The organism is Polycyclovorans algicola TG408 (assembly GCF_000711245.1).
Lineage (GTDB): Bacteria > Pseudomonadota > Gammaproteobacteria > Nevskiales > Nevskiaceae > Polycyclovorans > Polycyclovorans algicola.
In genome coordinates this window covers 1,928,073-1,941,955 of sequence record NZ_JOMH01000001.1, presented here as the reverse complement: position 1 = coordinate 1,941,955, position 13,883 = coordinate 1,928,073, and the positions used below count along the sequence as shown (strand labels likewise).

The window sequence follows — 13,883 nt, the reverse complement described above, 5'->3', positions numbered from 1 at the left end:
TCATCCTTCCGACATGAGCGAAACGCCGGGCTACACCTTGCTGGGCCACGTCGAGACCCCGCAGGATCTCCGCAAACTCCCCGCCGATGCCTTGCCGCAGCTGGCGGTTGAGCTGCGACGCCACCTGATCGAAACGCTCGGGCGCGTCGGTGGCCACTTCGCCGCCAATCTGGGCACGGTGGAGCTGACCATTGCCCTGCATCGCAGCTTCAACACCCCGTACGACCGGCTGGTGTGGGACGTGGGGCATCAGGCGTATCCCCACAAGATGCTCACCGGCCGTCGTGCACGGCTCGACACCATTCGTCGCCTGCACGGGCTGGCGCCGTTTTGCCACCGCGAAGAAAGTGAGTACGACGCGTTTGGCGTCGGCCATTCCTCCACCAGCATCTCGGCCGCGCTGGGCATGGCCGCAGCCGCGCGCATCAAGCACGAGGACCGCCGCGCGGTTGCGGTGATTGGCGACGGCGGCATGACCGCCGGCATGGCCTACGAGGCGCTGAACCACGCCGGCCACACCGGCACCGACCTGATCGTGGTCTACAACGACAACGACATGTCGATCTCGGAAAACGTGGGCGGCATGCGCAATCACACCGCGCGGCTGGTGCAGCGGCTGGGGCTGGTCAGCCCACATTTGCAGCGCCTGCCACAGGACGCCGAGGTCAATGAGGTGCGCCTTGATGAGCCTGGCGCGCTGTTCCGCACCCTGGGGGTGGCTTACCACGGGCCGATTGATGGTCACGACGTGGTCGCGCTGACCGCCGCCTTCGATCAGCTCAAGCAGCTCAAGGGCCCGCAGCTGTTGCACGTGCTCACGGTCAAGGGCAAGGGTTTCGACCCTGCCGAGGTGGATCCGATCAAGTACCACGGGGTGTCGCAGTTCGACCCCGTCACCGGCCAGTTCCCGGCGAAAAAGGCGGCGGGCAGCCCGAGCTACACCGAGGTCTTTGGCGACTGGCTGTGCGACGAGGCGGCGCGTAATCCGAAGCTGACTGCGATCACGCCTGCCATGCGCGAAGGCTCGGGCCTGGTCCGCTATGCGCAACAGTTCCCGGAGCGCTATTTCGACGTCGGTATCGCCGAGCAGCACGCGGTGACCCTGGCTGCCGGCTTGGCTTGCGAGGGCATGACGCCGGTTTGTGCGATTTATTCAACCTTTCTGCAGCGCGGTTACGACCAGCTGATTCACGATGTCGCCATCCAGAACCTGCCGGTGGTGTTCGCCATCGACCGCGGCGGTCTGGTGGGCGCCGACGGCGCCACCCACCACGGCAGCTTTGACCTGTCGTACCTGCGCTGCATCCCCAACATGGTGGTGATGGCACCCAGCGACGAAAACGAGTGCGCGCGCATGCTCAGCACCGGCGTCGCCCACGACGGCCCCAGCGCGGTGCGCTATCCGCGCGGCGCCGGGCCTGGCGTGTTGGTCGAGAGTCCGCCGCGCCCGATGCAACTCGGCAAGGGCCGCATCGTCCGTGAAGCCCTCGGTCGCCGCCAGCCGCGCGTCGCCTTGCTGGCCTTCGGCTGCATGGTGGCCCCGGCACTGGAGGCCGCAGAGCTGCTCGACGCGGTAGTGGCCGACATGCGCTTCGTCAAGCCGCTGGACATCGAGCTGATCCTTGACCTGGCTCAAGAAAACGACCTGCTGGTCACCCTCGAAGACAACGTCCGCTGCGGCGGCGCCGGCTCGGCCGTCAATGAGGTGCTGGTGGCCCATCACCAACAGGTGGCGGTGCTCAACCTCGGGTTGCCGGACCAGTTCATCGAACACGGCGGCCGCGAAGAACTGCTGGCTTCCTGCGGACTTGATGCCAGCGGCGTACTGCGCAGCATCCAGAAGCGCCTGCGCGCCAAGGACATGGACCAGGGCGCGCTACGTAAGATTGGGTAGCGTGGTGTCGATTTAGGGGTGTGCTTGTTGGCCGCAGCGCTGGCGTCAGTTGCGTGGGTCCAGCCTGCCCAGGGTTCGGTTGCAACGCCCTCATCCCTCTTTGAAGGGCTTGTTGGCCGGGACTGCCCCCGGCGGGGCACTTACTTTTCTGTCGCCCAGAAAAGTAAGCAAAAGAGGGCGCCCTACGTTCCGGCTTTGGGCTGACGCCCAAAGTCCCCTGTGCTTCTCGCAATCGGCGGGCGGGCGCAAACTCGCTGCGCTCAGACAAGCGCCCGCCTTTTCGCCGCTTGCTGCGATGCTCGGCCGGAACAAAGGGGAGAACGTCAAAAGCCGAAAAGCCAAAGCAACACCCCGTAGCTGCAGTTGCTTTTGCTTCTCGCTGTTCCAGCCCCCTTCTGCCGGGCCGAGCATCGCAGCAGCGGAGGGATCAGATTCGCGCTTGTCTGAGCGAAGCGAGTTAGCGCGAATCCCCTCCGCTGCGAGAAGCGCAGGGCACCCCGCGTCAGCGGGGCACGGCAGTAGGGCAGGTTTCTTTGCTTACTTTCTTTTCTGCAAAAGAAAGTGAGTGCCCCGCCGGGGGCAGTCCCGGCCAACAAGCCCATCAAAGAGGGATGAGGGCGTTGCAACCCAAACGGGTCACCCCATCAGTCGACACGACTGAAGCACCCAAGCGCTAGCGCACACACCCATCCGGCCGTGGCGTCTTCTGAAAATCACGTGCATAGCGCAGCGGCAATTCATCCATGGCGTCGCGCTCGGCGACCGTGAGCTCGGGTTCATCGAGGTTCTGCAAGGGGCCGAAGTCCAGCCCGGCGGCGCGCGCGACATCGGCCACCGGCACCCGGAAATAGCGCGGCGGCTCGTCACCGCAAACGATCTGCGGCACGCGAAATGCGGTCACCGTCGGCGCCCGACCGTCGCGCTCGCGCACCCAGATGCGGTAATAGCCGTCCGGCACCGGCAGCCCGCCCGCAAGCTTTGCCGGTCGCTTGGGCCAGATCGGTCCGGTCACCACCCAAACGCGTTGCGCGCCGGCCAACCAGATGTCGACTTCGGCCATCTCCAGCCGCTGCCAGGTGCCGCGGTTGAGGCGCGGCGTCTGCGGCGCGATGTTGCTCATGTGCATGGCCTGCTGCTGGGCCTCGGCGCCGAAGAACCGCGACACGGTGGCATTGGGCGCCAAATGGCCGCGGTCGAAGCCGGTGCCACGGTACGACTCGCTGCGCACCGCCGGCCGGGTGCGAGAGTCGACCGTGTAGCCCTTGGGGCGCGGATCGACATCGCGGCGGTCATCGCCGGGCACCAGTTGGTAGGCGACCCACAGCGCGCTGCGGCGACCGCTGGACCAGCCAATGCGAAAGCCATCGTTGTCGAGCGTGGTCATCGCCCGCTGCGCCAGAAAACCATTGACCTGCGGGCATTGCTGATAGCACGGCGTCTCGGCCGCCGGCGCGCCCTGTGCCGGGCCGGCTAGCACGACCCAGCCCAGCAGCGCGGCCAGCCGCCACGCTCGGGCACGGTGACGGCGCATCACGACATGCCCGGCGCGGTCACGATCCCCAGGGTGCGGTGCAACCGGACCACGGTGCCGACAATCAGCAGGCTGGGGCCGCTCAGGCCTGCGTCGGTGACGCGCTGCGGCAGGTCGGCCAGCGTGCCGGTGACCACGCGCTGACTGGCAAGCGTGCCGTTCTCGACCATGGCGCAGGGCCAGTCGTCGGGTAGGCCGTGACCGCGAAATGCCGCGCACAGTGTCGCGAGCGTGGCCAAGCCCATGTAGACCACCACCGTCTGGCCGCGCCGAGCCAGCGTGTCCCACGGCAGGCTGAGCTGGCCGTCGGCGCGGGCATGACCGGTGACGAACAGGCAGGTCTGGGCATGATCGCGGTGGGTCAGCGGAATACCGGCGTAGGCCGCGCAACCGCTGGCGGCGGTGATGCCCGGCACCACCTGAAATGGCACGCCGGCACGCGCCAGCGGTTCGATCTCTTCACCGCCACGACCGAAGATGAACGGGTCGCCGCCCTTGAGTCGTAGCACCCGCTGTCCGGCCTGCGCGCGGCGCAGCAGCTCGGCGTTGATTTCTTCTTGCGGCACGGTGTGTTGGTCGCGCTTCTTGCCAACGAAGACCCGTTCCGAGTCGCGGCGCACCAAGTCCATGATGGCGTCGGGGATCAGGCGGTCGAACAGCACCACATCGCAGGACTGCATCAGCCGCAAGGCCTTGAAGGTGAGCAGGTCCGGGTCGCCGGGGCCGGCGCCGACCAGCCAGACCTCGCCGCGACGGCTTGGGTTGCCCGCCAGCCAGTCATCGACAGCGGCCTGGGCGGTTGCTGTATCGCCCTGCAGCGCAGCCTCGGCGCCGGGACCATCGAGAAACGCCTCCCACAACCGCCGCGCATCATCGGGCGTGACCTGCCCTTTGAGCCGCTCACGCACCGCGCCGATGAAGCGCGCCAGCCGCCCATAGCCCTGAGGTATGAGGCCTTCAAGCCGCTCGCGCAGCCGCCGCGCCAGCACCGGCGCCTGTCCGGCAGAGCCGATGGCAATGAGGATGGGACTGCGGTCAATGATCGCCGGCGTGATGATGCGGCTCGCCAGCGGGTCGTCGACAACGTTGACCCAAATGCCGCGCGCTTCGCAGGCGGCGGCCACCGTCCGGTTGAGGGCCGCGTCATCGGTGGCGGCGATGCACAGCCGCACGCCATCGAGCTGTTCAACTTTGAACTGACGACCGATGACCCGCACCGAGTCAATCTCGTCGAAGCCGGGGTGTACCGCTTCGCTGACCACGGCAACGCGGGCACCCGCCTTGTTCAGCAGGCGCGCCTTGCGCAGTGCGACTTCACCGCCGCCGACCAGCAAGACCTCAAGATCGGCAACGCGGACAAAGAAAGGGAAATAAGGCCAGGTCATTTCATTCGGTTCTAACAATGTCTCATAATTGCAACATCAGTTATAAAAGGATCGCGCATGAAGCTTCGCCAACTCCACTATATCCACGAAGTCGCCCGGCGCGGCCTCAACATCACTGCGGCGGCTGAAAGCATGTTCACGTCGCAGCCCGGCATCTCCAAGCAAATCCGCCTGCTCGAGGAAGAACTGGGCGTCGAGATTTTCGTCCGCAACGGCAAGCACCTTGCCGAAATCACCCCGGCCGGACAGCGGATTCTTGAATACAGCACCAAGTTGCTGCAGGAAGCCGACAACATTCTCAACGTCGCCGCCGAGTTCAAGCAGGCCGACCGCGGTGATCTGGCCATCGCCACCACACACACCCAGGCGCGCTACTCGCTGCCACCAGTAATCACCTCGTTCCGCGAACGCTATCCGCGTGTGGCACTGCACCTGCATCAGGGGTCGCCACCGCAGATCGCCAAGATGGCGGCCGAGGGCGAGGCCGACTTCGCCATTGCCACCGAGGCCATCGAGCACTTCGAACAGTTGGTGATGTTGCCCTGCTACCGCTGGAATCGCTGCGTGCTGGTGCGACCCGACCACCGGCTGGCGCGCGAACACCGACTGACGCTGCCGCGGCTGGCCGAGCACCCCATCGTCACCTACACCTTCGGCTTCACCGGTCGCTCGAAACTCGACCAGGCCTTCGCCGCGCACGGTCTGCGCCACGACGTGGTGCTGACCGCGGTCGATGCCGATGTGATCAAGACCTATGTGCGGCTGGGTCTGGGCGTCGGCATCGTCGCTGACATGGCCTACGACCCCAAGGTCGACACCGACCTGGTGCGCCTGCCCGCCGATCACCTGTTCGAGCCCAGCATCACCCACATCGGCTTCCGGCGCGGGCTGTTTCTGCGCGGCTACATGCTCGACTTCATTCACGCTTTTGCCCCGCACCTCAACCGCGAGGCGGTCGAGTCCATTGCCAGCATCAACGACCCCGAGGCCCGCGCAGTGGCGGCCGGCAAACTGCTGCCGGCAGGGCCCGGCACTGGGTAAGGCGCTTTTTATAGCCATTTGATCTGTCGATAGCCCTTCAAGGGAACAGGCCCCACTGTTACCCTTCGCGCCCGCGAATCACCCGAGACACCTGAGACGCCATGTACCGCTACGACGCCTACGACCACGCGCTGGTCCAGCAACGGGTCGACCAGTTCCGCGACCAGACGCAACGCTTTCTGGCCGGCGAACTGCCCGACGAGGAATTTCGTGCCCTGCGGCTGCGCAACGGTCTTTACATTCAGCGCTTTGCGCCGATGCTGCGCGTGTCGGTGCCGTACGGGCTGCTGTCATCGCCGCAACTGCGCACCCTGGGCCACATTGCGCGCCGCTACGACAAGGGCTACGGCCACTTCAGCACGCGCCAGAACATCCAATACAACTGGCCCAAGCTGGAAGAAGTGCCCGACATCCTCGCCGAGCTGGCCAAGGTCGAGATGCACGCCATCCAGACCTCGGGCAACTGCATCCGAAATATCACCACCGACCACTTGGCCGGGGTTGCGGCCGACGAGATCGTTGACTCGCGCCCGTACTGCGAACTGACGCGCCAGTGGGCGACGTTTCACCCCGAGTTCAACTGGCTGCCGCGCAAGTTCAAGATTGCCTTTGCCTCCAGCACCGGCGACCGCGCAGCCACCCTGGTGCACGACATTGGCGCGCACATCGTCCGCAACGAAGCGGGCGAGCTGGGCTACACCATTTATGTCGGCGGCGGCCTGGGGCGTACACCCATCATCGGCCAGAAGCTCTGCGATTTTCTGCCCGAAGTGGACCTGCTGAGCTATTTCGAAGCCATTTTGCGCGTCTACAACCTGTGGGGCCGCCGCGACAACATCTATAAGGCGCGCATTAAGATTCTGGTGAAAGAGCGCGGCGTGGCCGCCTTTCGCGAGGCCGTCGAAGCCGAGTGGAACGCCGGCCTGCGCGGCGGCGACCTGACCCTGACGCGCGACGCCATCGACCGCTTCAAGCGCCATTTCGATGCGCATCCCTATCGCGCTGACGCCGCCAACGACGACAGCTTTACCGCTGCACAGGCGACCGACACGGCCTTCGCCGCCTTTTGCAAACGCAACGTGCACGCACACCGCGCCCCCGGCTACAAGGTGGTGTTCATCTCACTCAAGCCGCAGGGCGTGGCCCCCGGTGACATCAGCGCCGATCAACTCGATGTGGTGGCCGACCTTGCCGAGCGTTACAGCTTTGGCGAGGCGCGTTCCACCCACGACCAGAATCTGGTGTTGGCCGAAGTGGCGCAGGGCGATGTCTACGCCGTCTGGCAAACCTTGAAACAACATGGCCTGGCGACGCCCAACATCGGTTTGCTGACCGACATGATCTGCTGCCCGGGGCTGGACTTCTGCTCGCTGGCCAACGCCAGCTCCATCTCGGTGGCCGACGACATCTATGCCCGCTTCGATGCCCTGGACGACCAGTACGACATTGGCGAACTCAAGCTGAAAATGAGCGGCTGCATGAACGGCTGCGGTCACCACAGCGTCGGCCACATTGGCATTCTCGGCGTCGATAAAAAGGGCGAGGAGTGGTACCAGCTCACCCTCGGCGGCAGCGCCGAAAATGACGCCACGCTGGGCGATCGCACCGGCCCATCCGTAGCCCGCACCGAGGTTGCCGAGGCCGTGGAACGCATCATCCAAACCTATCTCGACCAGCGTGAAGGCGAGGATGAAACCTTCCTCGAATGCTATCGCCGCATCGGCATGAAGCCGTTCAAGCAGCAGATCTACGCATGAGCAACCTGTACCGAATGACCGACGGCGCGTCGGCAGAAGAGCCCGCGCAATGGTTCGACGGCGCCGAGTTGCCCGCCACCCTGCCCGCCCGCAGCGGCGTGCGCTGGCCCAACGACGCCGACGTACAAGCGCTGGTCCCACATCTCGCCCAGATTGACTGCATCGCACTGCAATTTCCGGCTTTTGCCGATGGCCGCGCCTACTCGCAAGCACGGCTGTTGCGGCGACTGGGCTTCACGGGTCGCCTGCGCGCCAGCGGCAAAGCCGTCGTGCTGGACCAGGCCCTGGAGCTACGGGCGGCAGGCTTTGATGAAGCCGAACTGCGTGAAGACCAATCGGCCGACCGCTGGCAGGAATGGCTGACGACTCAGCCGGTGGAGGGTGTGTTCAGCGCCAAGCGTGGTGGCTTTCTGCGCCGCTGACACCGCCCTCGGGCATCTAAATATCTAAAAATGCCATTCTCACTATCGATCCCTAGCAGCAAACCAACGGAGGCTTTAGCGCTGACGGTGAACGTCGGGGAATTGCTTTTCATCCTTGGCGCAAACGGCACCGGAAAATCGAGTCTTATGCAGGCCTTCGCATCGGCTAGCAACGACAAGATCCGACGAATCACGGCTCACCGACAGACTTGGTTTCAATCCGGATCACCCGAGTTCACTGGAAAACAGCGTGCGGCTTATGAGCAGCATGTACTCCATCATGATCGGCAGACGACCTCGCGCTGGATGGATGACTACTCGGGGCAGCGCGCTCAGATGGCGATCTATGACTTAGTTAACTCTGAAAACGTGCGTGCTCGCGAGATAACGCGGGCCGTCGACGCAAAACAGGAAGAAGAAATCAGCAAGCTGTCTGCAAAAGACGGTGCGTTTAAGACCTTGAACCGCTTGCTGCGGCTTGCCAATCTCGACATTGTCGTATCCGTCAAAGAAAACGACGAAATCATGGCAACCCGGAACGGCTCCAAGTCCTACAGCATCGCTAAACTTTCTGACGGAGAGCGCAACGCGATCCTTATTGCCGCCAACGTACTAACCGTGCCGGGCGAAACGCTTCTCCTCATTGATGAGCCTGAGCGGCATCTGCATCGTTCGATCGTGTCGCCGCTTCTGTCGCTTCTGCTCAAGGAAAGGCCCGACTGTGCTTTCATCGTATCCACACATGAACCGTTGCTCCCAGTTGACAATCCCGGTTCGAAAGTCCTCTTAATGCGCGCCTGCGCTTATGACGGAGATCGGGTCACGTCTTATGATTTTGATTATTTGGATAATGTCAACGAGATTGATGACGATCTAAAACGAACCATTCTGGGCGAACGTCGAAAGATCGTGTTTGTCGAGGGCGTTGAGCACAGTCTCGATAAACCGCTATACAGTCTTTTGTTTCCGAATGCGTCGGTAGTAGCCAAGGCCAGTTGCCGTGAGGTTGAGAATGCGGTTTTTGGCATCACAAGCACGGCTGAACTTCACTGGGTAAAGCCGTTCGGATTGGTAGACAACGACTCGTCCGAGCCGGAGCGAATCTCAAAGTTGCAAGCCAAGGGGGGGCGGATTCAAACCTGAAGTGCAACACCTGCTACCGAGTAAGGTTCGCGCATGCAGAGCATTTCACCGAAGCGTTACCAGCAACTCCAGCCTGAAGAGCGCGTGACGCTGGCCAGTTTGGTCCACCAGAAATTCAGTGTGCGTGCGATGTCGCGAGTGTTGTCTCGTTCGCCCAGCACCATCAGCCGGGAGCTGTCTCGCAATCGATCGCCAGCGGGCTATGGCAGTGCCGCAGCGCGAGCTTTTGTCCAGCGGCGGCGCAGGCTGAACCGCCCTCCACACAAGCTGCACTGTGAAGGCCTCCTGTTCGGGATCGTCCGTCATTTTCTGGACCTGCGGTGGTCACCCGAGCAGATTGCCCTGACACTGGCAGCGGTGTACCCCAAAGGCCATGAGCACCGCGTGTCACACGAGACCATTTACAACTGCATCTACGCCCAGCCCGTGGGCGAGCTCAAGCGCGAGCTGATCGCGACCTTGCGACACGCGCACAACAAGCGCGTGCCACGCAGCAAAGGCCAGGACCGGCGCGGACAAATCCCGGACATGCTCAGCATCCATCTGCGCCCACCGGAGATCGAAGACCGGCAGTTTCCCGGTCACTGGGAAGGTGACCTCATCAAAGGTGCGGCCAACGCCAGCGCCGTGGGCACCCTGGTCGAGCGCACCAGCCGTCTGGTGATGCTGGTCAAGTTGCCCGACTTCAAGCCAGCCAGCGCCGCCAACGTGATGCAAGCCTTCACCGACAAGCTGTTGAGCATCGCCGCACCAATGCGCCAGAGCATGACCTATGACCAGGGCCGGGAGATGGCTATGCACAAGGAGTTGAGCAAACGCACAGGCATCGCGGTGTACTTCTGTGACCCGCACAGCCCCTGGCAGCGCGGCTCCAACGAAAACATGAACGGCTTGGTACGGCAGTACCTGCCCAAAGGCACCGACCTCTCGGTCCACAGCCAAGAACAACTCGATGCCATCGCCGATCAGATCAACGGCAGACCCCGAAAGGGCTTGGGCGTACGATCACCGCTCGTGGTCTATCGAGAATTACTCCTGAAATCCACGCAGCACTCATCACTCATCCACTGAAACCAAGGTGTTGCACTTCAGATTTGAATCCGCCGGGTGATTGCGCTGGATGTTTATTCTGTTGAATCGATCTACTACCACCCTACAGTGCAGAAACTGGCAGGGGAGAAACTCGCGGCAGTAGTCGGTGGCGATCTGAAGGAAAAGCTGGACAGGGCGAATGTCGATGCCATCAAGGCAATCCGTGATAACGCTAAACACCTAAGTATGCGAATTGCGGAAAAATCGGCGCGTGCGCAGATTTTTTCGCTTCTCCCGAAGAAAGGCGAGATAGCGGAAGGCGGAACACGTACCGCCAAAATTGACTTTGCGAAGTGCGCCCAAGATGAAATGAATCGGCTCGAGACGCTTGTAAACGCATCCGACTTCGTCGGTATTCTTCAGAGATATCCAATTAGAGAATCCGCGGCGCTCGACGCAATTGCAAAAGCCCTCAATTTCGCGGACCGCAATCAATATGAAGCGGCTGTTCGCAATCTTTTGGTGCAAGATCCAGAGGCGGTAAAGCTTATCCGTACATTGCTCGGGTCTTTCCCGTGCGGCCTGATCGCATAACAGCCACCGAACGACACGTTCCCCCCCGTCCTGTCTCTGCGTAAGCGCCTCGGGCAGGCTCTCTAATAAGTTTTTTGGCTAGCCCACCGCCTCCGACCTGGACCTTGCGCCTACAACACCTCAAACGTCAGCCCGGCATGGGCAACCAGCCGTTCGATGAGCGCATCGCCCATCCCAGTGGCTGGCGTCCAGAAGCCGCCGCCTACTTTGGCTTTGTCGAGGTCTAGCGCCAGACAGACCGCCGCTTCGCCCAGCATCTTGCCGGTGGAGCCATAGCCGGGATCGCGGTCGCCGGTCACTTTGGTGATCAGGGTGTCGCCCGCCGCCGTGCGGCCGTAGAAGCGGAAGTCGAAGAAGCCCTTCTGCTGCGCTTCGGGGCTCGGGCCTTCGCCGGGCTTGGGCACGACGAAGCGTTCCAGCAGCGCGCGACTAGGGCGCAGCGCTGCCAATCCGACAAACGCCCCCAGGCCCAGCGCAATGGCGTTGGCGGTGAACTGCCCTTTGAGGCCAGCGCCCGACATCATCGCCTCGTCGTAGACGAAATTGGCACCGTAGGCAAAGTCGGTCAGCAGGTTGGAGCGGTGGACGATGCGGGTGTTGATGGCGGCCATGACGAACGGCGCCAGCCAGGTTTTGACTTCGGCGTCGAACTCGCCAAGTTGCACGTTGGGTTGCCGCTTGGGCCGGGCCACGTCGGAGGGCGCAATTGCGTACGGGTTGCCCATCAGCTTGCGCAAGGTCGGGTCGGCAGCGACTTCTTTCATGACGTTCATCAGGCTGGCCACCGTGCCGCCGGAGGCCGCGCCGCGCATTGCCTTGATGCGCAGTTTTACCCGCTCGGCCGGCGCGCCGAAGCGCTCGCGGCTGGCGGCCTGCAGAAAATGCACGCCCAGGTCGGATGGAATCGAGTCGAAGCCGCAGCAGTGAACGATGCGTGCCCCCGATTTTTTGGCCACCGCCTCGTGCTCGGCAATCATCCGGTGAATCCACTGCACCTCGCCGGTCAGGTCGCAATAGTCGGTGCCGGTCTGCGCACAGGCGGCGACCAGCGCGTTGCCGTAGAGCGCGTAGGGGCCAACGGTGGACACCACCACGCGGGTTTGCTGACAGAGGTCGGTCATCGCCGCCGCGTCTTGCGCATCGGCGACGATCAGCGGCAGCGATTCGGCGCCGGCACCAAGCGTCGCCCGCACCTGTGCCAGCTTGGCCTCGGAACGCCCGGCCAGCGCCCAGCGCAAGCCTTCATCCGCGCCGTGACGTTCGAACAGGTAGCGGGTCAGGATCTGGCCGACAAAGCTGGTGGCACCAAAAACGATCAGGTCGTAAGACGGGGACGGGGCCATGGGGCGCTCCAGGGAATCAGGTGACGGGCGCCCAGCGTAGCCGCTGCGTGCAGGGCCCGTCAGCAGAAGACGACATGCCAGAATGGTGTCTGCTCCCCCGGCTGCATCCACACTCGGCCCCGACGTGTCATCGACCCCCTCCAGCGATTACAGCCTTGGCGAAGAAATCGCCCACGGCCTGACCCACGGCGTCGGCATCGTGTTGGCGATTGTGGGGCTGTGCGTGCTGGTGACCTTCTCAGCGCTCTACGGCAGCGCCATTCACGTGGTCGCCAGCAGCATCTTCGGCGCCTCAATGATCGTGCTCTACACCGCGTCGACGCTCTATCACAGCCTGCCGATGCCCGAGACCAAACGCATCATGCGGGTGGTCGATCATGCTGCCATCTACCTGTTGATTGCCGGCACTTACACCCCGTTCACCCTGGTCACCCTGCAAGGCGTATGGGGCTGGTCGCTGTTCGGCGTCGTCTGGAGCCTGGCGGTGGTCGGAATCGTCTTCAAACTGTTCTTCACCGGCCGCTTCGACCGGCTCTCGGTCGCGATCTATATCGCCATGGGCTGGTGCGGGGTGGTGGCCATCAAGCCGATGATGGCGGTGATACCGACAACCGGGCTGCTGCTGCTGCTCGCCGGGGGGCTGGCCTACACCGGCGGCGTTGCCTTCTACTTGCTGGAACGGATGCGCTACAACCACGCCGTCTGGCATTTGTTCGTGATGGCGGGCACGGCGCTGCATTACTTCACGATTCTGTTCTTCGTGGTGCCGAGACCAGGTTGAGCAGTCCCGAGTTGGCATTTTTTTTGCATTGCCATTGAGACTGTCAGCCACCGGGCCCGCACCATGAGCAAGCGTCAAGTCATCACCGCAGCCCTGCTGGGCGTGAGCGAAACGGAGCGCAGGCCGCTGGTTTCCGCCCTGACCACGCTGTCGGCGTCACAACTGCTGAGCGTGCAAATCGAATGGGCACCGCCGGCCGAGGCCGACATTCTGATCGTTGACGTTGATCAACCGGATGCGGTTCGACAGGCGGCGGGTCTCGATCACCTGTGGCCGCGCGCGCGCATCCGCTACGGCCAGCGCGGGACGGCGGCCGACATCAGCCGGCCACTGCGCGCACATGCCTTGGCCAACGCCGTCGAGGCTGCGGTGGTCCAGCTCACCGAGCCGGCAAATCATGACTTGGGGTCACCGCTGAACGCCGAGGCGGCGGGGTTCGACACCCCGGCGACGGAAACGGCGCGCGCGGCACCCACACGGGTCTACCGCGGCCAGGCGTACTGAGCGCCTGCGCCGCAGCAGACCCTTTCAAGGGTTACAGCAGCTTGCTGAGCATGATCAACAGCAACACCATCTGCACCACAAATGCCGTGGCACGCACCAAGACCAGCGGGAAGCTCGTGCCCACCAGGTGCGCGGCAATCTGAACCAGGCGCGCGTAGAGCACGTAGACCGCCAGCCCGTCGATCAAGGCCAACTGGTCGGTCACGGCTGCAGCCAGGACCACCACGGCCAGGACCGGCAGGGTTTCCAGCAGGTTGTAATGCGCGTGTTGCAATCGGGTTAACAGGCTCGGCCCAACGGGTGCGTTGCCACGCGTCCAGGCGTCCGCCTTCTGCTGCCCCATCAACACCACCGGCACACGCGGTCCGGCATAGCCCAGCGCCATGACCACGGCCAAGCCTGCAAACAACAGCAAAACGGTCATTGCCGTCATCATCCATCTCCCTTACGCCCGAT

Annotated in this window: 13 protein-coding genes; 9 read left to right on the top strand and 4 right to left on the bottom strand. The window is 63.4% G+C overall.

What is annotated here, in order from left to right:
* The first annotated feature begins 13 nt into the window (after positions 1–13).
* Positions 14–1,894 (top strand): 1-deoxy-D-xylulose-5-phosphate synthase, encoded by a 1,881-nt coding sequence (dxs, locus tag U741_RS0109260; RefSeq protein WP_029890192.1) that lies wholly within the window; start codon positions 14–16, stop codon positions 1,892–1,894.
* 673 nt (positions 1,895–2,567) lie between these two features.
* On the opposite strand, the gene U741_RS18370 is transcribed toward dxs, so the two are convergent.
* Both U741_RS18370 and cysG read right to left on the bottom strand, forming a co-directional pair.
* Complete coding sequence (locus tag U741_RS18370; protein ID WP_052378665.1) at positions 2,568–3,425, bottom strand: DNA/RNA non-specific endonuclease; 858 nt, start codon at positions 3,423–3,425, stop codon at positions 2,568–2,570.
* Positions 3,425–4,810, bottom strand: coding sequence for a siroheme synthase CysG (cysG, locus tag U741_RS0109250; RefSeq protein WP_029890190.1), 1,386 nt, complete (start codon positions 4,808–4,810; stop codon positions 3,425–3,427). The genes U741_RS18370 and cysG overlap by 1 nt, the downstream gene beginning before the upstream one ends.
* 57 nt (positions 4,811–4,867) lie before the next feature.
* Between cysG and cysB the strand changes: the two genes are divergently transcribed.
* The 6 genes from cysB to U741_RS0109220 all read left to right on the top strand — a co-directional run bounded on the left by cysB (position 4,868) and on the right by U741_RS0109220 (position 10,799).
* Positions 4,868–5,851 carry an HTH-type transcriptional regulator CysB gene (cysB, locus tag U741_RS0109245; protein WP_029890189.1) on the top strand — a complete coding sequence of 328 codons (984 nt, stop codon included), beginning with the start codon at positions 4,868–4,870 and terminating at the stop codon, positions 5,849–5,851.
* Positions 5,852–5,952: 101 nt separating this feature from the next.
* A complete protein-coding gene (locus tag U741_RS0109240) occupies positions 5,953–7,608 on the top strand; it encodes a nitrite/sulfite reductase (protein WP_029890188.1) in 1,656 nt (551 codons plus the stop codon).
* On the top strand, positions 7,605–8,030 hold the full coding sequence (locus tag U741_RS0109235; RefSeq protein ID WP_052378664.1) for a DUF934 domain-containing protein: 426 nt from the start codon (positions 7,605–7,607) through the stop codon (positions 8,028–8,030). Before U741_RS0109240 ends, U741_RS0109235 begins: the two co-directional genes overlap by 4 nt.
* Positions 8,031–8,060: 30 nt before the next feature.
* Positions 8,061–9,173, top strand: coding sequence for an AAA family ATPase (locus U741_RS18365; protein ID WP_084154767.1), 1,113 nt, complete (start codon positions 8,061–8,063; stop codon positions 9,171–9,173).
* Between the two features lie 33 nt (positions 9,174–9,206).
* Entirely contained in the window at positions 9,207–10,244 is a 1,038-nt protein-coding gene (locus U741_RS0109225) for an IS30 family transposase (RefSeq protein ID WP_029889553.1), read from the top strand.
* A 36-nt stretch (positions 10,245–10,280) separates the two neighbouring features.
* Entirely contained in the window at positions 10,281–10,799 is a 519-nt protein-coding gene (locus U741_RS0109220; RefSeq protein ID WP_029890184.1) for a hypothetical protein, read from the top strand.
* A gap of 110 nt (positions 10,800–10,909) precedes the next feature.
* On the opposite strand, the gene U741_RS0109215 is transcribed toward U741_RS0109220, so the two are convergent.
* Entirely contained in the window at positions 10,910–12,142 is a 1,233-nt protein-coding gene (locus U741_RS0109215; protein WP_029890183.1) for a saccharopine dehydrogenase family protein, read from the bottom strand.
* Positions 12,143–12,266: 124 nt separating this feature from the next.
* Between U741_RS0109215 and trhA the strand changes: the two genes are divergently transcribed.
* Positions 12,267–12,923 (top strand): PAQR family membrane homeostasis protein TrhA, encoded by a 657-nt coding sequence (gene trhA, locus U741_RS0109210; RefSeq protein ID WP_029890182.1) that lies wholly within the window; start codon positions 12,267–12,269, stop codon positions 12,921–12,923.
* 63 nt (positions 12,924–12,986) lie between these two features.
* Positions 12,987–13,427: a hypothetical protein gene (locus tag U741_RS0109205; protein ID WP_029890181.1), complete on the top strand. Its 441-nt coding sequence runs from the start codon at positions 12,987–12,989 to the stop codon at positions 13,425–13,427.
* 31 nt (positions 13,428–13,458) lie between these two features.
* Here the strand turns inward: U741_RS0109205 and U741_RS0109200 are convergent, their stop codons facing one another.
* Entirely contained in the window at positions 13,459–13,851 is a 393-nt protein-coding gene (locus tag U741_RS0109200; RefSeq protein WP_052378661.1) for an MAPEG family protein, read from the bottom strand.
* Positions 13,852–13,883 lie beyond the last annotated feature (32 nt).